This is a genomic window from Rhodanobacter denitrificans, from assembly GCF_000230695.2.
Lineage (GTDB): Bacteria > Pseudomonadota > Gammaproteobacteria > Xanthomonadales > Rhodanobacteraceae > Rhodanobacter > Rhodanobacter denitrificans.
The window spans coordinates 1,702,456-1,724,140 of record NC_020541.1; the positions used below are offsets into that span (position 1 = coordinate 1,702,456).

General features: G+C 67.3%; 17 protein-coding genes. 13 read left to right on the plus strand and 4 right to left on the minus strand.

Annotation, left to right across the window (positions count from 1 at the left end):
• Positions 1-66: 66 nt before the first annotated feature.
• Positions 67-3,723, minus strand: a complete 3,657-nt coding sequence (locus R2APBS1_RS07645) for a DUF748 domain-containing protein (RefSeq protein ID WP_015447473.1) — start codon at positions 3,721-3,723, stop codon at positions 67-69.
• A gap of 136 nt (positions 3,724-3,859) precedes the next feature.
• Positions 3,860-4,894, minus strand: coding sequence for an L-threonine 3-dehydrogenase (gene tdh / locus R2APBS1_RS07650; RefSeq protein ID WP_015447474.1), 1,035 nt, complete (start codon positions 4,892-4,894; stop codon positions 3,860-3,862).
• A gap of 130 nt (positions 4,895-5,024) precedes the next feature.
• On the opposite strand from tdh, the gene R2APBS1_RS07655 reads away from it, so the two are divergent.
• The 9 genes from R2APBS1_RS07655 to R2APBS1_RS07695 all read left to right on the plus strand — a co-directional run bounded on the left by R2APBS1_RS07655 (position 5,025) and on the right by R2APBS1_RS07695 (position 15,977).
• Positions 5,025-7,205 (plus strand): S46 family peptidase, encoded by a 2,181-nt coding sequence (locus R2APBS1_RS07655; protein WP_041676695.1) that lies wholly within the window; start codon positions 5,025-5,027, stop codon positions 7,203-7,205.
• Between the two features lie 114 nt (positions 7,206-7,319).
• Positions 7,320-9,482 carry a S46 family peptidase gene (locus tag R2APBS1_RS07660; protein WP_015447476.1) on the plus strand — a complete coding sequence of 721 codons (2,163 nt, stop codon included), beginning with the start codon at positions 7,320-7,322 and terminating at the stop codon, positions 9,480-9,482.
• Between the two features lie 79 nt (positions 9,483-9,561).
• Positions 9,562-10,530, plus strand: coding sequence for a tRNA (adenosine(37)-N6)-dimethylallyltransferase MiaA (gene miaA, locus R2APBS1_RS07665; protein ID WP_015447477.1), 969 nt, complete (start codon positions 9,562-9,564; stop codon positions 10,528-10,530).
• Positions 10,531-10,663: 133 nt separating this feature from the next.
• Positions 10,664-10,951 carry an RNA chaperone Hfq gene (hfq, locus tag R2APBS1_RS07670; protein ID WP_015447478.1) on the plus strand — a complete coding sequence of 96 codons (288 nt, stop codon included), beginning with the start codon at positions 10,664-10,666 and terminating at the stop codon, positions 10,949-10,951.
• 57 nt (positions 10,952-11,008) lie between these two features.
• Positions 11,009-12,310, plus strand: a complete 1,302-nt coding sequence (gene hflX, locus R2APBS1_RS07675; protein ID WP_015447479.1) for a ribosome rescue GTPase HflX — start codon at positions 11,009-11,011, stop codon at positions 12,308-12,310.
• A gap of 180 nt (positions 12,311-12,490) precedes the next feature.
• On the plus strand, positions 12,491-13,561 hold the full coding sequence (gene hflK / locus R2APBS1_RS07680; protein ID WP_015447480.1) for an FtsH protease activity modulator HflK: 1,071 nt from the start codon (positions 12,491-12,493) through the stop codon (positions 13,559-13,561).
• Positions 13,561-14,427 (plus strand): protease modulator HflC, encoded by an 867-nt coding sequence (gene hflC, locus R2APBS1_RS07685; protein ID WP_041676696.1) that lies wholly within the window; start codon positions 13,561-13,563, stop codon positions 14,425-14,427. The genes hflK and hflC overlap by 1 nt, the downstream gene beginning before the upstream one ends.
• A gap of 10 nt (positions 14,428-14,437) precedes the next feature.
• A complete protein-coding gene (locus R2APBS1_RS07690; protein WP_015447482.1) occupies positions 14,438-14,620 on the plus strand; it encodes a DUF2065 domain-containing protein in 183 nt (60 codons plus the stop codon).
• Positions 14,621-14,684: 64 nt separating this feature from the next.
• Positions 14,685-15,977 carry an adenylosuccinate synthase gene (locus R2APBS1_RS07695; protein WP_015447483.1) on the plus strand — a complete coding sequence of 431 codons (1,293 nt, stop codon included), beginning with the start codon at positions 14,685-14,687 and terminating at the stop codon, positions 15,975-15,977.
• Positions 15,978-16,125: 148 nt separating this feature from the next.
• On the opposite strand, the gene R2APBS1_RS07700 is transcribed toward R2APBS1_RS07695, so the two are convergent.
• Entirely contained in the window at positions 16,126-16,659 is a 534-nt protein-coding gene (locus R2APBS1_RS07700) for an REP-associated tyrosine transposase (RefSeq protein ID WP_007509844.1), read from the minus strand.
• A gap of 73 nt (positions 16,660-16,732) precedes the next feature.
• Positions 16,733-17,230 (minus strand): winged helix-turn-helix transcriptional regulator, encoded by a 498-nt coding sequence (locus R2APBS1_RS07705; protein WP_007509842.1) that lies wholly within the window; start codon positions 17,228-17,230, stop codon positions 16,733-16,735.
• 145 nt (positions 17,231-17,375) lie between these two features.
• On the opposite strand from R2APBS1_RS07705, the gene R2APBS1_RS07710 reads away from it, so the two are divergent.
• The 4 genes from R2APBS1_RS07710 to R2APBS1_RS07725 all read left to right on the plus strand — a co-directional run bounded on the left by R2APBS1_RS07710 (position 17,376) and on the right by R2APBS1_RS07725 (position 21,641).
• A complete protein-coding gene (locus R2APBS1_RS07710) occupies positions 17,376-18,656 on the plus strand; it encodes a D-amino acid dehydrogenase (RefSeq protein ID WP_015447484.1) in 1,281 nt (426 codons plus the stop codon).
• Positions 18,656-19,729: an alanine racemase gene (gene alr / locus R2APBS1_RS07715; protein WP_015447485.1), complete on the plus strand. Its 1,074-nt coding sequence runs from the start codon at positions 18,656-18,658 to the stop codon at positions 19,727-19,729. The genes R2APBS1_RS07710 and alr overlap by 1 nt, the downstream gene beginning before the upstream one ends.
• Before the next feature lie 128 nt (positions 19,730-19,857).
• Entirely contained in the window at positions 19,858-20,490 is a 633-nt protein-coding gene (locus R2APBS1_RS07720; protein ID WP_015447486.1) for an HD domain-containing protein, read from the plus strand.
• 266 nt (positions 20,491-20,756) lie between these two features.
• Positions 20,757-21,641: a restriction endonuclease gene (locus R2APBS1_RS07725; RefSeq protein ID WP_235644682.1), complete on the plus strand. Its 885-nt coding sequence runs from the start codon at positions 20,757-20,759 to the stop codon at positions 21,639-21,641.
• Positions 21,642-21,685: the final 44 nt, after the last annotated feature.

Consider the following 21,685-nt stretch of genomic DNA (forward strand, 5'->3'; position numbering starts at 1 on the left):
AAAGCGCTATTTTGACCGTTTGGCGCCGTGCTGGGAAGGAAGCCACGGCGCCGGCGCCTGCGCGCGCTACTGCTTCAGGCTGAAATCCACGCGCGTGGTCTTGCCCTTGTCGTCGATGCCCTGGGCGTCGAGCTTCGGTTCCTGCAGCGACACGCGCGTGTCGTCCAGCTTGCCCGCCAACCAGGCCTGCACCGCGGCGGCGCGGCGCTCGGCCAGCGTGCGCATGGCCTTGGCATCCACCGGCACGTTGGTTTCCATCAGGCTGCGCATCTCGTCCGGTTCGAGCGACTTCTTCAGGCCGAGGAAGTTGCGCGGCTTGTCCTGGATGTCGTCGTGGCGATAGGCGCGCCGGAGGTACTTCTCGTATTCGTCCGGGGTGACGTTGACCGCGGCCAGCACCGCATCCGAGGTGTCGGCGTTCTTGCCCGCGGTGTCCAGCGCCTTCTCGCGGCGCACCAGGTTGTCCACTGTGACCTTGCGCAGGCCGTCCTGATCCTTGCCCGGGTCGACCCGGCCGATGATGCCGAGCTTCAGCGAGGGCTTTTGCTGCAGCAGCGCCACGACCTTGCCCAGGCGCTCCTGCGCCTTCGCGTCGAGCACGGCCGAGCCCGGCGCGAACTCGACGTAGCCGAGGTCTTCATGGCTGCCGCCGAAGGCGCCGGCCAGCAGGCGGAACGGCGCGGTGGCGGCCTTGGCGATCAGGTTGCCGATGGCGCGCCAGATCAGCCCGCCCAGGCTGAACTGCGGATCGTCCAACGAGCCGGACACCGGCAGGTTCACGTCGATGTTGCCCTGGGTGTCCTTGAGCAGCGCCACCGCCAGCTTCACCGGCAGGTGCTTGATGCCCGGGCTCTCGTTGCGCGCACCGAAGGTGAGCTGGGTGATGAAGATGTGGTTGTCCGCATCGAGCTTGCGCTGATCCAGCACGTAGTGGACGTCCATGTTGAGCTTGCCGGCGGTGATCGGGTAGCCGGTGTACTTGGTGGAGTAGGCGGCAAGGTGGGTGAGCTCCACCTCGTTGGCCTTGCCCTTGATGTCCAGGAACGCCACCGGCTGCAGCGGGTTGATGCTGCCGTCGATGTCCACCGGCGAGTCATCGTCCAGCGCCGCCTGCACCGACAGCTCGGCCGGCGGATCGCCCGGGGTGGTGCCGAACGCGTCGATCCGGCCGGTGAGCTTGGTGAGGTTGGCGGAGTAGTTGGGCTTGATGAAGTTGTCGGTGTAGTTGAGCTGGCCGTTGACCAGGGTGATGCCGCCGATATGGATGTCGGCCGGGGACGCCGCCGGTGCCGCGGCTGCCGTGAGCGACGTACCGGTGGCCGCCGCCGGTGCGGGCGTCGCGGGCTTCGGCGGTGGCGCGGTCGGCGTGGCGGCGGCGCGGGTCACCGACACCGGCGCGGCCTCGGGCGAGGCGACCACGTCGGACAGGTTCAGCTTGCCGTCCGCGTTGATGATCATGCGCGCGTAGAACGAGGTGAGCGTCAGCGTGCCGACGTGCACGCGCGGCGCGCCATGGCCGATCTCGGCGTCGAGGCTGGAGGCGCTGAGCGTGCGCCAGCGCAGGAAGTCGTCGCCGCTGAGCTTGTCCTGCACGCGCACGCGTTCCAGCGCGGCGTTGCCGCGGTAGCGCAGCGTCGGCGTGTCGCCACGGCCGTCGTAGTGCAGCTTGCCGTTGCTGGTGAGCCTGGCGTCGGCCACGCTGACATTCAGCGGCACGCTGATGTACGGCTCGAAGCGGGCGATGTCCAGCCGCCGGGTGTCCAGCTGCAGGTCGGCGCCCAATGGCGAGGGGCGCAGCGTGCCGGCGGCGGCGAACGTGCCGCGGTCGATGGCGCCTTCCAGCTTGAACGGGCGGGCCTCGCCCAGCTTGTCGCCGAGATTGTCGATGCCGCCCTTGAGCGATTTCAGCTGCACGGCGACGGGTTTGGCGCCGGCGGCTAGGTCAGTGAAGTCGAGCGCAGCATCGTCCAGGCCGAGGTGGGCGATGTTCCAGTGCCAGGGCGGTCCGGGATCCGCTGCGGCCTTGCGCTGGTTGCCCGGTGCCGCCAGCAGTTCCAGCAGGCTGATCGCGCCGTTGCGCTGGCGCCGTACCTTCAGGTCGAGCTTGCTGGCGGTGACCGTGCCCAGCTGCGCCTGGCGGTCGGCCAGGTCGACCAGGCGGATCTCCGCCTGCAGCTGGTGCCAGGCCAGCGGGACGCCGTACTCCTTCGAGGCTGCCTCGAGCACGAAGTTGCTCACCGTGGTGCGCGCATCGGTCAGCTGCACGTTGACGGCCTTGCCCCAGTCGAGCCGCAGCTGGCCATCGGCGTCGAGCTTGCCCTGGGTCACTCGTGCGGCCATCGGCGCCGCCGCCGCCTGCAGCGGGGCCACGTCCACTTGGCTGAGGGCGAGATGGGCCGCCAGCCGGCCGGCGGCCAGATCCAGTGTGCCCTTGGCCGACAGCACGCCGCCGCCGAGCCGGGCAGCCAGGTCGATCCGGCCGACCGGTGCCGGTTGCAGGCTCAGGCCCTGCAGGCTGCCGTGCAGATTGTCGATGGCCAGTTCGTGCTGCGTGGCGTCGGTGTAGCGGATGGCGCTGTTCGTCAGCGCCAGCGAGGCGATGCGCAGGTCGGTCGGCGTCGCCTTGGCGGCGGAGGCGGCCGGTGCCGGGCCGACGGCGAGGCTGTCGAAGTTGCTGTGGCCGCCGGCGCCCCGGGTGTAGTGCAGCCGGGCCTGGTCCAGCCGCAGCGCGCCCAGCCGGTAGCGTGAGAGCAGCGGTTGCACGTCGGCCAGCTCGGCACTGCCATTGCCGAGTTCGAAAATCGGATCGCCGTGGTTGCTGGCCAGTGCGAAGTCATCCAGCTGCAGATGGCCGGTCAGCTGCAATTGCGGCGTGGGTTGGGTCTGCACGAAGTGCAGGTCCAGCTTGCCGCCGAGCCGCCCCTTGCTGATGGCCAGCGGCAGCGGTGCAGGGGCGTAGGCCAGGTAGCGCGGCAGGTCCAGCTGCTCGAACTGGAAATGCACGACCGCTTCGCGGGTATCGGCGAACGGCCTGGTCTGGCCGTCGATGTGCAGCGGGCTGCCGTCCACCTTCATGGCCAGCAGCGGCTGCACGAACACGTCGGTGTCGCTGGGCAGGTTGGCGATGAAGGGGATGCCCAGTTCCAGTTGCTCGACGTGGTGGCTGGCCTTGCCCAACTGGTCGTCGAACCGGAGGTCGCCCGCGTGCACGGCGATGTTGGACAGCGAGAAGCGCGCCGGCGGCGCCTCCGGGTCCGCGGGTTTCGAGGCGTAGCGTTCCAGCAGATCGGTGAAGTTGAAGCGCCCGTCCGCCGTGCGCACGATACGGATCTGCGGGTGCTGCAGGCGCAGTTCGTCCAGCACCGGCGCCCGGCGCAGCAGCGAGGTCCACGAGGCGTTGATCACCGCCTGGTCGACGTCTATGAACGGCGAGCGGCCGTCGCGGTCGGCGATGTGCAGGCGGTCCAACTGCAGGCGCAGGGTGTAGGGGTTGAAGTGCACCCCGCCCAGCGTCACCGGCCGTGACAGGGCCGCGCTGGCGCGCTTCTCGATCTGGGCGCGGATGATCGGCGGGGCGGCGAAGAAGCCGAGCAACCCGAACACCACCAGCACGATGGCGGCGATCAGCGCGGCCTTGCGTGCATGCTGCGAGCGGTACAACTGCCGGGCCTTGTCGCTGGCCGCCGCCAGGCGGGCACCTGCCATGGAGCGAAGGGCGTTCATGCGGACTTTCCGGTGGCGTCATGGACCGGCGGCACCCGCCGGGCACTTCCTGCAGCCGGCAGCGACCGGCCGCAGGAAGTTTACGCAGATGCCGTGAAACTGGCGACGGCAGGCGGCTGCAATCGTCCGCGCTCGTTCAGCTCCAGGAGCAGACCACCTTGCCGCACTTGCCCGCGTCCATCAGGTCGAAGCCCTTCTGGAAGTCGTCGATGTGGATCTGGTGGGTGAGCACTTTTTGCAGCGGGAAGCCGGTGAGCACCATCTGGGTCATCTTGTACCAGGTCTCGTACATCTTGCGGCCGTAGATGCCCTGCAAAGTGAGGCCCTTGAAGATCACCTTGTCCCAGTCGATGCCGGCGCCCTTGGGCTGGATGCCGAGCAGGGCGATCTTGCCGCCGTGGTACATGCAGTCGAGCATGTCGTTGAACGCGCGCGGGTTGCCGCTCATTTCCAGGCCCACGTCGAAGCCTTCCATGTGCAGGTCCTTCATCACGTCCTTGAGTGACTGGTTGGCCACGTTGACCACGCGGGTGGCGCCCATGTCGGCGGCCAGCTTCAGGCGGTAGTCGTTGACGTCGGTGACCACCACGTTGCGCGCACCCACGTGCTTGGCGATGCCGGCGGCGATGATGCCGATCGGGCCGGCGCCGGTGATCAGCACGTCCTCGCCGATCAGGTCGAACTCCAGCGCGCAGTGCGCGGCATTGCCGTAGGGGTCGAAGAACGCGGCCAGCTCGGAAGGGATCTGGTCCGGGATCGGCCACAGATTGGAGGCGGGCATGGTCATGTACTCGGCGAACGCGCCGTTGCGGTTCACGCCGATGCCGACCGTGTTCGGGCACAGGTGCTGGCGGCCCGCCCGGCAGTTGCGGCAGTGGCCGCAGACGATGTGGCCCTCGGCGGAGACGCGGTCGCCGACCTTGTAGCCGGTGACGCCCGGGCCGACCTCCACGATGCGGCCGACGAACTCGTGGCCGATGGTCAGGCCCGGCTTGATCGTGCGCTGGCTCCACTCGTCCCACTTGTAGATGTGCAGGTCGGTACCGCAGATCGCGGTCTTCTCGATCTTGATCAGCACCTCGTTCGGGCCGACCTCGGGCAGCGGCACTTCTTCCATCCAGATGCCCTGCTCGGGCTTGCGCTTGACCAGGGCTTTCATCGTCTGCGGCATGGGGAATCCATCGGTGGGCCCGCGATGCGGGCGGGGAAACAGCAATTATAGAGCGCGGCCGTGGGCGACCGCTGCCGGACCGGGATCTTGCCGGCGGCACTTGGGCAAACTATGGTCGCAAGTTTATGCGATGGCGCCGAGGGTCGGTTCGATGCGATGGAAAAGGATGCTGTGGTCCACTGCGGTGGCGATGTCGTTCAGTCCGCTGGCACAGGCCGACGAGGGCATGTGGATGCCGTCGCAGCTGCCGTCGATCGGCCGGCCATTGAAAGCCGCCGGCTATCGAGGTGACCCTTCCGCGCTGGCCGACCTGACCCGGCCACCGCTCAGCGCGGTGGTCAAGGTCGGTGGCGCCACCGGCGCCTTCGTCAGCGAGCAGGGCCTGGTGCTGACCAACCACCACGTGGCGTTCGGGGTGATCCAGTACAACAGCAACGCGCAGCGCAACCTGATCGAGCAGGGCTACGTGGCGACCGACCGCAGCGAGGAGCTGCCGGCCAATCCCGACTTCCGCCTGCGCGTCACGGTCGGCTTCGAGCAGGTCACCGACCGGGTGCTGACCGATGCCCGCGGCAAGACCGGCCGCGCCTACTACGACGCGGTGGACGCGGCGGGCAAGGCGCTGGTCGCCGCCTGCGAGCGCGAGGACGGTATGCGCTGCAGCGTCGCCACCCTGTTCTACGGCCGCGACTTCTACCTGGTGAAGCAGCTGGAGCTGCGCGACGTGCGGCTGGTCTACGCGCCGCCGCGCGCGATCGGCAACTACGGCGACGAGGTGGACAACTTCATGTGGCCACGCCACAGCGGCGACTTCACCGTGCTGCGCGCCTACGTCGGCCCCGACGGCAAGCCGGCGGATTACTCGAAGGACAATCGGCCGTACACGCCGCCCGAGCATCTCAAGATCGCCCGCGAAGGCGTCAACGAGGGCGACTTCGTGATGCTGGCCGGTTATCCCGGCATCACCTACCGCCATCGCAGCGCCGCCGAGTTCGCCGACCAGGTGCAGTGGCGCCTGCCCGCATCGGTGGCGGCGATGAAGCAGTTGCAGGAGGTGATCGAGGACGCCGGCGAGAAGGATGCGCAGGCAAAAATCCGCTACGCCTCGCAGCTGCAGTCGCTGAAGAACAACATCAAGCGCTTCAGCGGCGAGCTGGAAGGCCTCAAGCGCAGCGACGCGGTGGCGGTGCGACAGCAAGACGAGGCGGCGATGCTGGCCTGGCTGGACAAGCAGGGCACGGCGAAGGCACTGCGCCCGCAGATCGACGCGGCGATGGCGGCGATCGCCGCGGGCAACGCCAGCCGCGAGCGCGATCTGTTGCTCGGCCTGCTCCAGTCGCAGACCCAGCTGCTGCGCTCGGCGCTGCGCCTGCAACGGCTGGCGCATGAGCGCGGCAAGCCCGACGCCGAACGCGAGAACGGCTACCAGCAGCGCGACGAGGAGCTGATCGCCAGCGGCCTGCGCCAGGTGCAGCGCCGCTACGATCCGGCGGTCGAGAAGCGCCTGCTGACGGCGCTGCTGACCCGCTATCAGCAACTGCCCGCCGCGCAGCACGTGGCGGAATTCGATGCCGCGTTCGGCCGCACCCCGACCGAGCTGGCGACCACGCTGGATCGGGTCTACGCCGCCACGGCACTGGGCGACGAAGCGCAGCGCCTGCGCTGGATGGACGCCGACGCCGCGGCGCTGGCCACGGCCGACGACAGCCTGCTGCAACTGGCGGCGAAACTGCAGCCCGCGCTGCTGCGCATCGACGACGAACGCAAGGCGCGCGAAGGCGACTTGCTGCGGCTGCGCCCGGCCTACATGCAGGCGCTGATCGCCTATCGCGAGCAGCAGGGCCGCGCGGTGTATCCGGATGCGAACGCCACCCTGCGCGTGAGTTACGGCAAGGTCACGGCGCTGAAGGCGCGCGACGCGGTGGGCTACGCGCCGCTGACCAGTACCGCCGGCATCGTCGAGAAGAACACCGGCGTGGCGCCGTTCGATGCACCGAAGCCGCTGCTGGACGCGATCGCCAGGGGTGACTATGCCGGCTATCTGGACCCGAAGTCCGGCAGCATGCCGGTGAACTTCCTCAGCAACCTCGACACCACCGGCGGCAACTCCGGCTCGCCGGTGCTGAACGCGAAGGGCGAGCTGGTCGGCCTCAACTTCGACAGCAACTGGGAAGCGGTCAGCGCCAGCTGGATGTTCGACCCGCGCTACAAGCGCGCGATCCACGTCGACCTGCGCTACATGCGCTGGCTGATGGACAAGGTCTATCCGGCGCCATGGCTGCTGCAGGAGCTGGGCGTACCGGCGCGCTGAACGTCGCAGCATGACTTGCGGCATATGCCGCGGGTGTCCGGCTCGGGCATAAGACGCAAGTTATTGCGTCACCTTTGCCGGCTTTCCGGGGCCGGCTTTCACCAGGAGATTCCCGTGCGTCGTCTATTGCTCGCTGCCGCCGTATCCGTCGGCCTCATCTCGTCCGCCCATGCCGTCGAAGGCATGTGGCAGCCTGCCCAGCTGCCGGGCATCGCCGCCACGCTGCAGCAGCACGGCCTGAAGCTGGACCCAAAGACACTGACCGACCTCACCGCCTACCCGATGGGCGCGATCGTGAGCCTGGGCGGCTGCACCGCCTCGTTCGTCTCGCCCGAAGGCCTGGTGGTGAGCAACCACCACTGCGTCTACGGCGCGCTGCAGCTGAACTCCACGCCGGAAAACAACCTGATCGAGCAGGGCTTCCTGGCGAAGACCAAGGCCGACGAACTCTCCGCGGGCCCGTCCGCGCGCATCTTCGTCACCGAGGAAATCCGCGACGTTACCGCGGCGATCACCGTCAAGCTCAATGACGGCATGAGCGGCGCCGAGCGCTACAAGACGATCGAGCAGGCGATCAAGCAGCAGGTGAAGGCTTGCGAGAGCGACGGCTACCGCTGCGACGTCTACACCTTCCATGGCGGCTACAGCTACCAGCTGATCAGGCAGCTGGAAATCAAGGACGTGCGCCTGGTCTACGCGCCGCCGGAATCCATCGGCAAGTTCGGCGGCGACGTCGACAACTGGATGTGGCCGCGCCACACCGGCGACTTTGGCTACCTGCGCGCCTACGTCTCGAAGGACGGCAAGTCCGCCGCCTTCTCGAAGGACAACGTGCCGTACCGGCCCAAGCACGTGCTGAAGGTGAATCCGCACGGCGTGGAAGCGGGCGACTACGTGATGGTGGTCGGCTACCCGGGCCGTACCAACCGCTACCGCCTCGCCGACGAGGTGCAGAGTTCGATCGACTGGGTCTACCCGACCCAGATCAAGGTGTACGAGGACACGCTGAACATCATCAACACCGCCGGCAAGGCCGACCCCAAGGTGGCGGTGAAGTACGCCAGCATGGTCGCCGGCCTCAACAACTACCTGAAGAATTTCGGCGGCCAGCTCGAAGGCCTGCGTCGCGCCGACGCGGTCACGGTGAAGCGCGCACAGGAAGCGCAGCTGGAGGCCTGGCTGAAGCAGCAGGGCGGCGCCGGGAACACCGCACTGGCGGCCGACATCGGCAAGCTGCGCCAGCAGATCGCCGCCGACCGGGCCAATCGCGAGCGCGACCTGGCCATCGGCCTGGTCAGTCGCGCCCAGCTGTTCAGCACCGCGGTGCGCCTGACCCACCTGGCGAAGGAGCGGCCCAAGGCCGATCTCGAGCGCGACGCCGGCTACCAGCAGCGCGATTGGGTGCGCATCGAGGGCGGCCTGAAACAGATGGACCGCCGTTACGACCCGGGCGTCGACCAGCAGTTCATGGTCTACGGCCTCACGCGCTACGTGGCGTTGCCGCAGGCGCAGCGACTGCCTGCGCTGGACGCCTGGCTTGGTGATGTGAAGACCGCGGCTGCGATCAAGGCAAAGGTCGCCGCACTGTATGCCGGCAGCAAGCTCGGCAACGCCGACGAGCGCATGAAGTGGTTCGGTGCCGACAGCAAGGCGATCGACGCCAGCAACGACAGCATGCTCACGCTCGCCCGCGCGGTGCAGCCTCAGCTGAAGAAGCTGGAAGATGAATCCGATGCCCGCGCCGGCGAGATGAGCAAGCTGCGTCCGCGCTATATGCAGGCGATGATCGCGTGGAAGGACTCGCAGAAGCTGCCGGTCTATCCGGATGCGAACAGCTCGCTGCGCGTCACCTTCGGCAACGTGCAGGGCGTGGCGCCGCGCGACGGCGTCAGCTACGCGCCGTTCACCACCGCGCAGGGCATCGTCGAGAAGGACACCGGCGTGGAACCGTTCAACTCGCCCAAGGCGGAGCTGGCCGCGATCAGGGCGAAGGCGTTCGACAGCTATGCCTCGCCGAAGCTGGGCACGCTGCCGGTCAACTTCCTGGCCGACCTGGACATCACCGGCGGCAACTCCGGCTCGCCAGCGATGGACGCGAACGGCCAGCTGGTCGGCCTGGCGTTCGACGGCAACTGGGAATCGGTCAGCGGCGACTGGCTGTTCAACCCGCAGCTCAACCGCTCGATCCAGGTCGACGTGCGCTACATGCTGTGGGTCATGCACCACCTCGACCACGCCGACAACCTGCTCAAGGAAATGGGCGTGCCGGCGAAGTAAGCCGCGCGTTCGCGCCAGCACCGGGGCCCGCGTCGACGACGCGGGCCTCTTGCGTTGCGGCAACCCTTAAACTGTCGCGATGCCGCTCGATAGCCGCCCCCTCGCCATCTTCCTGATGGGTCCCACCGCCTCCGGCAAGACCGCGCTGGCATGCGGGCTGAGCGAGCGGTTTCCGCTGGATCTGGTCAGCGTCGATTCGGCGCTGGTCTACCGCGGCATGGACATCGGCACGGCGAAACCTGACCCGGCGACGCTGGCGCGCCATCCGCATGCGCTGGTCGACATCCGCGATCCCGGCCAGCCGTATTCGGCGGCGGATTTCTGCGCCGACGCATTGCCGGTGATGCAGCGGGTCAGCGCGCAGGGCAGGGTGCCGCTGCTGGTCGGCGGCACCGGGCTGTACTTCCGCGCGTTGCAGCAGGGGCTGTCCGATTTGCCGGAGGCCGACCCGGCGACCCGCGCGCGACTCGCCGCCGAAGCGCGGCAACTCGGCTGGCCGGCCATGCATGCGCGGCTGGCGAGCCTCGATCCGGCCGCCGCCGGCCGGATCGGCTGCAACGACGTGCAGCGCCTGCAGCGCGCACTGGAAGTGATCGAACTGAGCGGCCGGCCGCTTTCCGAATTGCAGCGCGGCGGGACGACGGCGCGCTTTCCGTGGCGCGTGCTCAAGCTGGCGCTGCTGCCGACCGACCGGCGCGTGCTGCATGAGCGCATCGCCCGGCGTTTCGACGCGATGCTGGCGGAGGGCTTCCTGGACGAGGTGCGCGCGCTGCGGGCGCGCGGCGACCTGCACGCCGACCTGCCGGCGATCCGCGCGGTCGGCTACCGGCAGGCGTGGGAACACCTGGACGGCCTGACCGATCCGGCCGAATTCCGCGAGCGCGCCATCTACGCCACCCGCCAGCTGGCCAAGCGGCAGATCACCTGGCTGCGCAGCGACTACGGCGCCCGCCTGTTCGACCCGGACCAGCCCGGCCTGGCCACCCGCGCCGCGGCGGCCGTACGGCTGTTTCTGGACGGGCCGGGCGGTCCGGCGTCGCCAGCGTGACCCAGTGCACTTGCGCCGCGCAAAAATCTTCTTTCATCAAGTATTTGAAAGCAGCTAACATCCCGGTCATGTTGGACCGGGGCGCCACCGGCGTTTTTTCTCCGGTCTGTCCGTGGCAAGGGGAGAACAAGAAATGTCCAAGGGGCAGTCGTTGCAGGATCCGTTTCTGAATGCGTTGCGGCGCGAACGCGTGCCGGTAGCCATCTATCTGGTCAACGGCATCAAGCTGCAGGGGACGGTCGAGTCGTTCGACCAGTTTGTGGTGTTGCTGCGCAACCAGGTAAGCCAGATGGTGTACAAGCACGCCATCTCCACCGTGGTACCCAGCCGCAACGTACGTATCGGCAATGGCCACGAAGGCCATGAGGGCCATGAGCATCCGTCCGACACGTCGGTCGCTTCCGCCGACGCGGACGCTTGATAGAAGGGCAGCCCGCCCGCATGAAGTGGGTCTGCTCCTGAAGGATCACACCCACTAGTGTTCGATAGACAAAAGAAAGGCGATCGCGCCGTCCTGGTCCTGCCGCATTCCCGCGGCGAAGGCGATGCCGCGCGTCGTGCCGAGGAATTCGCCGAGCTGGTGAAGTCCGCCGGGGCCGAGGTGCTGGGCGTGATCAGCGCCCGCGTCGAGGATCCCAACCCGCGCTACTACATCGGCACCGGCAAGGCGGACGAGGTGGCCGAGGCGGCGCGTGCGCTGGAGGCCGACCTGGTGCTGGTCGATCACGTGCTGACCCCGGTGCAGGAACGCAACCTCGAAAAGCACCTGGGCATCCGCGTGGTCGACCGCGCCGGCCTGATCCTCGACATCTTCGCCCAGCGCGCCCGTTCGCACGAAGGCAAGCTGGAAGTGGAGCTGGCCCAGTTGAAGCACCTGGCCACCCGGCTGGTGCGCGGCTGGACCCATCTGGATACCCAGCGCGGCGGTGCCATCGGCAACCGCGGTCCCGGCGAAACCCAGCTGGAAACCGACCGTCGCCTGCTCGGCGAGCGGGTCAAGATGCTCACCAGGCGGCTGGAAAAGGTGCAGACCCAGCGTGGCCAGCAACGCCGTGCGCGGCTGCGCAACACGGTGCCGCGCGTAGCCCTGGTCGGCTACACCAACGCCGGCAAGTCGACCCTGTTCAATGCGCTGACCACCGGCGACGTCTACGCTGCCAACCTGCTGTTCGCCACGCTGGATCCCACCGTGCGCAAGCTGGAGGGCCTCAGCTGCGGCCCGGCCGTGCTGGCCGATACCGTCGGCTTCATCCGCGAGCTGCCGCATGACCTGGTCGCCGCGTTCCGCGCCACCCTGGCCGAGGCGCGCGACGCCGACCTCTTGCTGCACGTCAGCGACGCCGCCGACGAGGAACGCGATCGCCTGCATCACGTCGTCGACAAGGTGCTGGAGGAAATCGACGCCGGCGACGTGCCGCAGCTGCAGGTGATGAACAAGATCGACCTGGCCGGCGCCGAGCCGCGGATCGAACGCGACGGCACCGGCAAACCGGTGCGGGTCTGGCTGTCCGCTGCCACCGGAGCCGGGCTGGATCTGCTGCGCCAGGCGCTGGGCGAACTGCTTGGCGGCGAGCGGGTGCAGTCGGCGCTGCAGTTGCCGCTGTCGGCCGGGCGCCTGCACGCGCGGCTCAAGGCCGCCGGCGCGATCAGCGGCGAGACGGTGGACGAACACGGCTGGCAGCTGCACATCGACGCACCGCGCAGCGTGATCGCCCCGCTCAGCGGCGGCGACCCCACCGAGACCCGGTTGCTGCGCCAGTTGCTGGCCGTGGCGGAATGACGCCAGCGCACTGCGCGCGGCGCCTGCCGCGCTCTGCTAGAATCCCCGCTGTTTGCGCGGCCCCGAAAGACGGCCGGCGCGGCATTCCGACAGCCTTGGCTGAATCTCGTGTACAACCCGGTGCAAGGCGTGTTCCGGCCGTGGTTGCCGGCCTCCCGACGGCCCCTAGGAGACTGACTCGTGGCATGGAATGAACCCGGCAACAACGGGCAACGTGATCCGTGGAACAGGAATCGCCCGGGCGGCAAGTTGCCGCTGGACGATCTGCTCAACAACGCCAGGAAGCGCCTGGGCAAGTTGGGACAGGGTCCCGGCAGCCTGCTCACCGGCGTGCTGGTGCTGCTCATCGTCGGCCTGCTGTTCAGCAGCTACACCATCATCGGCGCGCGCCAGGCCGGCGTGGTGCTGCGCTTCGGCGAGTACTCGCGCACCCTGCCGCCGGGCTTCCATCTGAAGCTGCCGCAGCCGATCGAGTCGGTCACCAAGGTCGAGGCCACGCGGATCCGCTCGGTCACCGACAAGGTGGCGATGCTGACCAAGGACGAGAACATCATCACGATCGACTTCACCGTGCAGTACCAGGTGGACGATTCGCGCAAGTACCTGTTCTCGCTGAACGACCCGGACGGCACCATCGGCGCCGCCGCCGAGGCCGCGGTGCGCTCGGTGATCGGCAGCAGCGACATGGACCAGATCCTGTCCGCCGCCGGTGCCAGCCTGGTCGCCCAGGCACAGGAGACCCTGCAGAAGACCCTGGACACCTACGACTCCGGCCTGCGCGTCACCGAGGTCAGCTTCCAGAACGTGGCACCGCCGAACGAGGTGAAGGACGCGTTCGACGACGTCAACAACGCCCGCGAGGACAAGCAGAGCATCGAGAACGCCGCCCTGGCCTACGCCAGCAAGGTGGTGCCGGTGGCGCGCGGCGATGCCGCGCGCATCGCCGCCGAGGCGGCCGGCTACAAGGCCGAGCGCGTGGCCCGGGCCACCGGTGACGCCGCCCGTTTCGACTTGCTGCTGAAGCAGTACAAGGCGGCGCCGGAAGTGACCCGCAAGCGGCTGTGGCTGGAAACGATGGAACAGGTGATGGCGAAGAACCCCAAGGTGATCGACGGCTCCAACGGCCGCAACATCATCAACCTGCCGACGCCGCAGGGTTCGCCGGCCGCGGCGCAGCCCGACGCGGGCACGACCGGTGCGGTGGTGTCGCCGCCGACCGGCAGCGCGGCCGGCAAGGGGGCGCAGCCATGATGAAGATCGGTTCCGCCATCGTTGCCTTGCTGGTCGTCCTGCTCGGCCTCAACAGCATGTTCGTGGTCAGCGAAGGGCACAGCGCGCTGCTGTTGCAGTTCGGCCGCATCGTGCGCACCGACTACCAGCCGGGCCTGCACTTCAAGCTGCCGGTGATCCAGCAGGTGATGCACTTCGACAAGCGCATCCTGTCGCTGGACGCGCCGCCGGAGCGCTACTTCACCTCCGAGAAGAAGAGCGTCAACGTCGACTTCTACGTGAAGTGGCGCGTCGCCGACAACGCCGCGTACTACCGCGCCACCGGCGGCGACCAGCTGCAGGCGGCGCAGCGGCTGACCCCGATCGTGAAGGACGCGCTGCGCTTCGAGTTCAACGCGCGGACCTTGCCCGACCTGATCTCCGGCGGGCGCAAGGACATCACCGAACGGGTGCGTGCGCAGACCGACGCCTCGGCGCGCAAGAACCTCGGCATCGCCGTGGTCGACGTGCGCATCAAGCGCATCGACCTGCCGAACGAGGTCAGCGAGTCGGTATACAAGCGCATGCGCGCCGAGCGCCTGCAGCTGGCCAACGAACTGCGCTTCACCGGCCAGGAAGCGGCCGAGAAGATCCAGGCCGACGCCGATCGCCAGGGCCAGGTGCTGCGCGCCGACGCCCAGCGCGACGCGGCCAAGGTGAAGGGCGAAGGCGACGCGGAAGCGGCTGCCATCTACGCGCAGGCGTACAACCAGGATCCGGAATTCTTCACGTTCTACCGCAGCCTGGCCGCGTACCGTACCTCGTTCGAGGATGGCAAGGGCGTGCTGATCATGAAGCCCGACGACGAGTTCCTGCGCTACTTCGAACAGCCCGCGCAGAAACGCTGAGTCGACCCCGATGCACCAGCTGGCTGCCGCGTTGTGCCTGATGCTGGTGATCGAGGGCCTGCTGCTGTTCGCGGCGCCGCAAGGCTGGCAGGCGATAGTGCGCGAGGCGCTGAAACTGCCGCCGCGCACCTTGCGGCTGTTCGGCGCCGGTGCGATGGTGACCGGCCTGGTGCTGTTGCAAATTTTTCATTGATACGCGTGGTCCCGCCCGACGGGACGCCACCAACCTGAGCGAGAACATCTCGGAGTAATGCAGCATGGGCAAGTCAGTAGTCATTCTGGGTGCGCAGTGGGGCGACGAGGGCAAGGGCAAGATCGTCGACCTGCTGACCGAGCGGGTCAGCGCGGTGGCGCGCTTCCAGGGCGGCCACAACGCCGGCCACACGCTGGTGATCAAGGGCAAGAAGACCGTGCTGCACCTGATTCCCTCGGGTATCCTGCGCGAAGACGCGCTGTGCCTGATCGGCAATGGCGTGGTGCTGTCGCCGGCCGCGCTGATGACCGAGATCGCCGAGCTCGAAGCGAACGGCGTCGAGGTGCGTTCGCGCGTCAAGATCAGCCCGGCCACGCCGCTGATCATGCCGTATCACATCGCGGTGGATAAGGCGCGCGAGATCGCCGCCGGCGGCAAGGCCATCGGCACCACCGGCCGCGGCATCGGCCCGGCCTACGAGGACAAGGTCGCCCGCCGCAGCGTGCGCGTGGCCGACCTGATGTACCCGCATGAGCTGCCGGCGCTGCTGAAGACCGCCGTCGAGTACCACAACTTCATTCTCACCCAGTGGCTGAAGGCCGAGCCGGTCGACTACGACGCCGTGCTGAAGGACGCGCTGGCCTGGGGCGAGTACATCCGCCCGCTGGTCGACGACGTCGCCACCATCCTGCACGACGTGCGCAAGGACGGCGGCAACATCCTGTACGAAGGCGCGCAGGGTGCGCTGCTCGACATCGACCACGGCACCTATCCGTACGTCACCTCGTCCAACACCACCATCGGCGGCGCGCTCGCCGGTACCGGCGTCGGCGTGGGCGACATCGACTACGTGCTGGGCATCTGCAAGGCCTACGCCACCCGCGTCGGCAGCGGCCCGTTCCCGACCGAGCTCAACGACGACATGGGCGAGCTGCTGCGCAAGAAGGGCAACGAATTCGGCGCCAGCACCGGCCGCCCGCGCCGCTGCGGCTGGATCGACCTGGTCGCGCTGAAGCGCGCTACCCAGATCAACGGCATCAACGGCCTGGCCATCACCAAGCTCGACGTGCTCGATGGCCTGGACACGGTCAAGGTCTGCATCGCCTACGAATACCGCGGCAAGCGCCGCGAACTGGCCCCGCTCGATGCGGATGGCTGGGACGAGTGCAAGCCGGTCTACCTGGAATTCCCCGGCTGGCAGGAATCCACCGCCGGCATCCGCGACTGGAACCAGCTGCCGCCCGCCGCCCGTGCCTACCTGCGTGCGGTCGAGGAACTCTCCGGCTGTCGCCTGGCCCTGGTCGCCACCGGTGCCGACCGCGACGACACCATCGTGCTGGACGACCCGTTCGCGTAAACGTTGCCGCATCCTCGTCTCGTGAAACAGGCCCCGCATGTCGGGGCCTGTTTCGTTTGGTTGGGTGTTGGGGTTCGCTGGCGCTCACCCCAACCTACGGATTTACGGCACTCGCGTAGGTTGGGGTGAGCGCCAGCGAACCCCAACATCACCCGCCACGCTCGCCATCAATCCCAACACGATCCGGATCACATCCCCAATCCGCCGTGACTGTTCCCTCACGGATATATCGGTGGATGGACGAATACGGCCAATCCCTCGCCTTGGCGACGTGACCGTGCTTCACCGGGTTGATGTGCACATAATCGACATGCCGTGCAAGGTCACTCTCATTGCGGATCTGGTGCTCCCAGAAGCGGCGTTGCCAGATGCCGCGTTCACCCTTGCGCAGCCGGGAGCCACGAATGGTTTCGCCATGTTCAATCGTGCGGGAAAAACCGGCCTTGATCAGTAGCCAGCGGGTAGAAAAGTCGGCGTCGCCCGGCGGCAATGTCCATACGGCATGCATGTGCTCGGGCAAGACCACCCACGCGACGATCTCGAACGGATGCCGCTGCTTTACCGTTAGTACTGCTTGACGAAGCGTGTCGATACGCTCGATCAGCAGGCGGCTGGAGCGGTCGGCCAGATTGACGGTAAAGAAATAGGTTCCGCCAGTGGCGCGGGCTCTTCGATAACGCATCGGGTCGTCCTTGGCGATGTGGGCGTTGGGGTTCGCTGGCGCTCACCCCAACCTACGCGGGTGGTTCCGCCTTCTATCTCGTGGGTTCCGCACGCTCGCCCACCGGCAGGTTGAGCGTTTCCTTGACCTCTTCCATCACGATGTAGCTTTTCGAGTCGCGCACGTTCGGCAGGGTCAGCAAGGTGTTGCCGAGCAGCTTGCGGTACGAGGCCATGCCCGAGATGCGCGCCTTGATCAGGTAATCGAACGCGCCGGAGACGAGGTGGCACTCCAGCACGTTGGGCAGGCGCAGCGCGGCGTTGCGGAATTCCTCGAAGATGTTGCCCGACTTGTAGGCCAGGCTGATCTCCACGAATACCAGCAGGCCGGCGCCGACCAGGTGCGGGTCGAGCCGCGCGTGATAGCCAGTGATCACGCCGTCGCGTTCCAGCCGGCGCACGCGCTCGGTGCACGGCGTGGTGGACAGGCCGACGCGCTCGCCCAGTTCGGTGAACGAGATCCGCCCCTCGTCCTGCAGCACGCGGAGGATCTTCCGGTCGATTTTGTCGAATTCCCGCCGCTTCACCGCCATGGGTTCACCAATGATTGCCAATCTGGCAGTGATTTTACCCATCAACATCGCAAAAGACAGAAAATAAGATTGGCCGATCGTTCCTATACTCGTCGGGATCATTCCTGCGGCTTGCCGCAGGCCAACCGGCGGAAGGGGGAGCGCGATGCGGGTACTGATTCTGGGCAGCGGCGTGATCGGCACGTGCAGTGCGTGGTACCTGGCGCGCGCCGGTTTCGAGGTGACCGTGGTCGATCGCGAAAGCGCGCCGGCCCGCGAGACCAGCTTCGCCAATGCCGGCCAGATCTCGCCCGGTTACGCCTCGCCGTGGGCCGCCCCGGGCGTGCCGCTGAAGGCCTTGAAGTGGCTGTTCATGCGCCACGCACCACTGGCGATCCGCCCCGGCCTCGACCCGCAGCAATACCTGTGGCTGCTGCAGATGCTGCGCAACTGCACCGCCAGCCGCTACGCGATCAACAAGGCGCGCATGGTGCGCCTGTCCGAGTACAGCCGCGACTGCATGGACGAATTGCGCGCCGAAACCGGGCTGGATTACGAAGGCCGCCAGCTCGGCACGGTGCAGTTGTTCCGCACCCAGGCGCAGTTGGACGACGCGGCCAAGGACATCGCCGTGCTCAAGCAGTACGGCGTGCCGTACGAATTGCTCGACCGTGCCGGCATCGTGCGGGTGGAGCCGGCGCTGGCCGGGGTGGTCGACCAGCTCAGCGGCGCGCTGCGCCTGCCGAACGACCAGACCGGCGACTGCGAGCTGTTCACCCGCCGGCTCGCCGCGCGGGCACAGGAGGCCGGCGTCGAGTTCCGCTTCGGCGCCACCGTGGAAAAACTCGAACACGACGGCAGCCGCCTCACCGGCGTGCGCATCGACGGCAAGCTCGAACGCGCCGACCGCTACGTGCTGGCGCTGGGCAGCTACACGCCGCAACTGCTGGCGCCGCTGGGCATCCACCTGCCGGTGTACCCGCTGAAGGGCTACTCGCTGACCCTGCCGATCACCGATCCGGCGATGGCGCCCACCTCGACCATCCTCGACGAAACCTACAAGGTGGCGGTGACCCGCTTCGACCAGCGCATCCGCGTCGGCGGCATGGCCGAGGTCTCCGGCTTCGACCTGTCGCTGTCGCCGCGCCGCCGCGCCACCCTGGAAAAAGTGGTCGGCGACCTGTACCCGCACGGCGGCGACCTGAGCCAGTCCACGTTCTGGACCGGCCTGCGCCCGGCCACTCCGGACGGCACGCCGGTGGTCGGCGCCACCCGGCTGGACAACCTCTACCTCAACACCGGCCATGGCACCCTGGGCTGGACCATGGCCTGCGGTTCCGGTCGCTACCTGGCCGACCTGATCGCGGGGCGCAAGCCGCAGATCAGCCGCGAAGGCCTGGACATCTCGCGCTACAGTACGCGCCCGACCGCGGGAGTCCCTGCCTGATGCGCCCGGCACGTGCCCTGATCGACCTGGCCGCCCTGCGCCACAACTACCGCTTTGCGCGCGAGCTGGGCGGACGCAAGGCGCTGGCCGTGGTCAAGGCCGACGCCTACGGTCACGGTGCCGTGCGCTGCGCGCAGGCACTGGAAGGCGAAGCCGACGGTTTCGGGGTGGCCTGCATCGAGGAGGCACTGGAACTGCGCGAGGCCGGCATTCGCGCCCCGATCCTGCTGCTGGAAGGTTTCTTCGAAGCCGACGAACTGGCGCTGATCGACGCCCACGACCTGTGGTGCGTGGTGCAGGCCGAATGGCAGATCGACGCGATCGAACGCGCACGCCCAAGCAAACCATTCACGCTCTGGCTGAAGCTCGATTCGGGCATGCACCGGCTCGGCCTCGCCGCGGCGGACTACCGCGCCAGCCTGCAACGCCTGCAGGCCATGCCGCAGGTGCGCGAGGTAGTGGCGATGACCCACTTCGCCCGCGCCGACGAGCTGGACTGCGAGCGCACCGATGAGCAACGCGCGCTGTTCCACCAGGTGTGCGACGAGCTGCGCCTGGCCACCAGCCTCGGCAATTCCCCCGCGCTGCTCGGCTGGCCCAGCGCACAGGGCGAATGGGCGCGGCCGGGCCTGATGCTGTACGGCGCCACGCCGTTCGCCGCCCCGCATCCGGTCGCCGACCGCCTGCAACCGGTGATGACGGTGACCTCGAAGGTGATCGGCGTGCGCGAGCTGGCGGCCGGCGAACCGATCGGCTACGGCGCGCGCTTCGTCACACGGCGCCCCAGCCGCATCGGCGTCGTCGCGATGGGCTACGCCGACGGCTACCCGCAGTTCGCCCCCAACGGCACCCCGGTCAGCATCGACGGCCGGCCCGGCGAGCTGGTCGGCCGCGTGTCGATGGACATGCTCACCGTCGACCTCACCGACCACCCCGCCGCCGGCCTCGGCAGCCGCGTCGAGCTGTGGGGCGGGCAGGTGCCGGTCGGCGAACTGGCTGCGCACAGCGAAGGCAGCGCCTACCAGCTGCTGTGCGGCCTGAAGCGCGTGCCGCGCAGCTACGTCGGCGAGTGAATGCTTCCCGCTGCCTGCAGGAGGGCAGCAGGTAAGGTTCCTGACCTTCGGCACGTCCAGCCCCGATCTCGCCCCCTGCGACCCACCGCGGCCACCATCGCGCGATGGAACCAATCAGGGGGAACGCCATGACCGCACTCACCGACCGCTTCACTCGCGCCGTCGACTACGCCCGCATCGCCCACGTCGCGCAATGCCGCAAGGGTTCGAACATCCCGTACCTCTACCACCTGCTCGGCGTGGCCAGCCTGGTGATCGAGTTCGGCGGCAACGAAGACCAGGTCATCGCCGGCCTGCTGCACGACACCCTGGAAGACTGCGGCGTCGCGCACGAAGCGGCGATCCGAGCGCAGTTCGGCGACGCCGTCGCCATCATCGTCAAGGACTGCACCGACGGCACCGCCGAAGGCAAGGCCAGCCACACCGACGCCGAGGCCAAACGCCGCGACTGGATCGAACGCAAGCTCGCCTACCTCGCGCATCTGAAAGAAGCCCCCGACGCGACCTTGCTGGTCAGCGCCTGCGACAAGCTGCACAACACCCGCGCCATCGTGCAGGACCTCGAAGACCCCGAAGTCGGCACCCGCGTGTTCGAGCGCTTCACCGGCGGCCGCGCCGGCACGCTGGGCTATTATCATGCGCTGGCGGAAATCTTCTCGTCGCGTGGCGTGTCGGTCGCCAAGTTGCTCGATGCGACGGTGGAGTGGATGCACGAACTCGCAGGGGCAGAGATTCGTAGAGTGCTCACTGCAGGTATATGACGTCATTTAGGGAAAGCGATGGCAAAGTCCCCGCATTGCGGGGCTTTTTTTCAGACAAGCCTCGCGATGCAGAGCTTGTTGGTTACTATCGACGTGTTAGGCAGGTAACGAATCACCCAGATTGAGGGTGTAAGGCAAATGACGGGGGGCGTATGGCGAAAGTATGGATGGTTCGCGGTGAAGGCGGTCGCTTGTATGAGGACTTCCGTGAGCGTGGTGTAGCCGCTATCGGGTGGAACCAGCTGGCTGCAAGAGCAAGGCCAGGCATGACCCGCAAAGAACTTACGGGCCTCTATCTTCTGGATGAGCCACAAGCGAAGCCAGGCACTGCAATTTCTGGGGCCTCCCAAGTTTGGCGTTTCATCAACGAGATAGCCGTGGGCGACTATGTGTTGACCTATTCGCCATCAAATCGCACTTATCTACTCGGCAAGGTGACTGGCCCCGCACAGCATCGCGCTGATTGGGCGGTCGATAGCATGGCGCTGGTGCGTCCTGTCCAATGGCAACCTGGCGAGATCGATCGTGACAACTTGAGTGTTCCGGCAAAGAACAGTCTGGGTTCGACGCTCACAGTTTTTCTCATTCCTGACATGGTAGCGACGGAGCTGGTTGCGGCGGCGGCTGGCAAGCCCGTAAAGAATGTTCCCGAAGAAGACGCTGCAGCAGAAGACGTGGTTGATCCCTTTGCCGATATCGAGACGGCAGCGGTGGAGCGAATCAAGGATCTGGTCAGTGCACTGGACCCACGAGAGATGGAGCAACTTGTCGCAGGCATCCTGCGCGCCATGGGCTACAAGACTCAGGTGTCACCTGTAGGTGCCGATCGTGGCAAGGACATCATCGCGTCGCCCGATGGCTTCGGTTTCCAGGATCCGCGCATTGTCGTCGAGGTCAAACATCGCAGCGGCCAGATGGGCAGCCAGGCGATTCGCAGCTTTCTTGGCGGACGGCACAAGGACGATCGTGGCCTTTACGTAAGCACGGGTGGATTTAGCAAGGATGCGCTCTACGAGGCCGATCGGGCAGCGGTGCCGCTTACGCTGTGGACTCTGGACAATTTGATCCGAGCACTGATCGAGCATTACGACAAAACGGATGCCGAAACAAAGCGGCTCGTTCCTTTGAAGCGGATGTATTGGCCCGCCTGATCTTGCTTAAACATGACTCGTCGCATCCGGTGGCGACGAGCGAA

What these genes read in the sequence shown, in the direction of transcription:
- R2APBS1_RS07645 (WP_015447473.1), bottom strand. Translation starts at nt 3,723, where the DNA reads ATGAACGCCCTTCGCTCCATGGCAGGTGCCCGCCTGGCGGCGGCCAGC.
- tdh (WP_015447474.1), bottom strand. Translation starts at nt 4,894, where the DNA reads ATGCCGCAGACGATGAAAGCCCTGGTCAAGCGCAAGCCCGAGCAGGGC.
- R2APBS1_RS07655 (WP_041676695.1), top strand. Translation starts at nt 5,025, where the DNA reads ATGGCGCCGAGGGTCGGTTCGATGCGATGGAAAAGGATGCTGTGGTCC.
- miaA (WP_015447477.1), top strand. Translation starts at nt 9,562, where the DNA reads ATGCCGCTCGATAGCCGCCCCCTCGCCATCTTCCTGATGGGTCCCACC.
- hfq (WP_015447478.1), top strand. Translation starts at nt 10,664, where the DNA reads ATGTCCAAGGGGCAGTCGTTGCAGGATCCGTTTCTGAATGCGTTGCGG.
- hflC (WP_041676696.1), top strand. Translation starts at nt 13,561, where the DNA reads ATGAAGATCGGTTCCGCCATCGTTGCCTTGCTGGTCGTCCTGCTCGGC.
- R2APBS1_RS07690 (WP_015447482.1), top strand. Translation starts at nt 14,438, where the DNA reads ATGCACCAGCTGGCTGCCGCGTTGTGCCTGATGCTGGTGATCGAGGGC.
- R2APBS1_RS07695 (WP_015447483.1), top strand. Translation starts at nt 14,685, where the DNA reads ATGGGCAAGTCAGTAGTCATTCTGGGTGCGCAGTGGGGCGACGAGGGC.
- R2APBS1_RS07700 (WP_007509844.1), bottom strand. Translation starts at nt 16,659, where the DNA reads ATGCGTTATCGAAGAGCCCGCGCCACTGGCGGAACCTATTTCTTTACC.
- R2APBS1_RS07705 (WP_007509842.1), bottom strand. Translation starts at nt 17,230, where the DNA reads ATGGCGGTGAAGCGGCGGGAATTCGACAAAATCGACCGGAAGATCCTC.
- R2APBS1_RS07710 (WP_015447484.1), top strand. Translation starts at nt 17,376, where the DNA reads ATGCGGGTACTGATTCTGGGCAGCGGCGTGATCGGCACGTGCAGTGCG.
- alr (WP_015447485.1), top strand. Translation starts at nt 18,656, where the DNA reads ATGCGCCCGGCACGTGCCCTGATCGACCTGGCCGCCCTGCGCCACAAC.
- R2APBS1_RS07720 (WP_015447486.1), top strand. Translation starts at nt 19,858, where the DNA reads ATGACCGCACTCACCGACCGCTTCACTCGCGCCGTCGACTACGCCCGC.
- R2APBS1_RS07725 (WP_235644682.1), top strand. Translation starts at nt 20,757, where the DNA reads ATGACCCGCAAAGAACTTACGGGCCTCTATCTTCTGGATGAGCCACAA.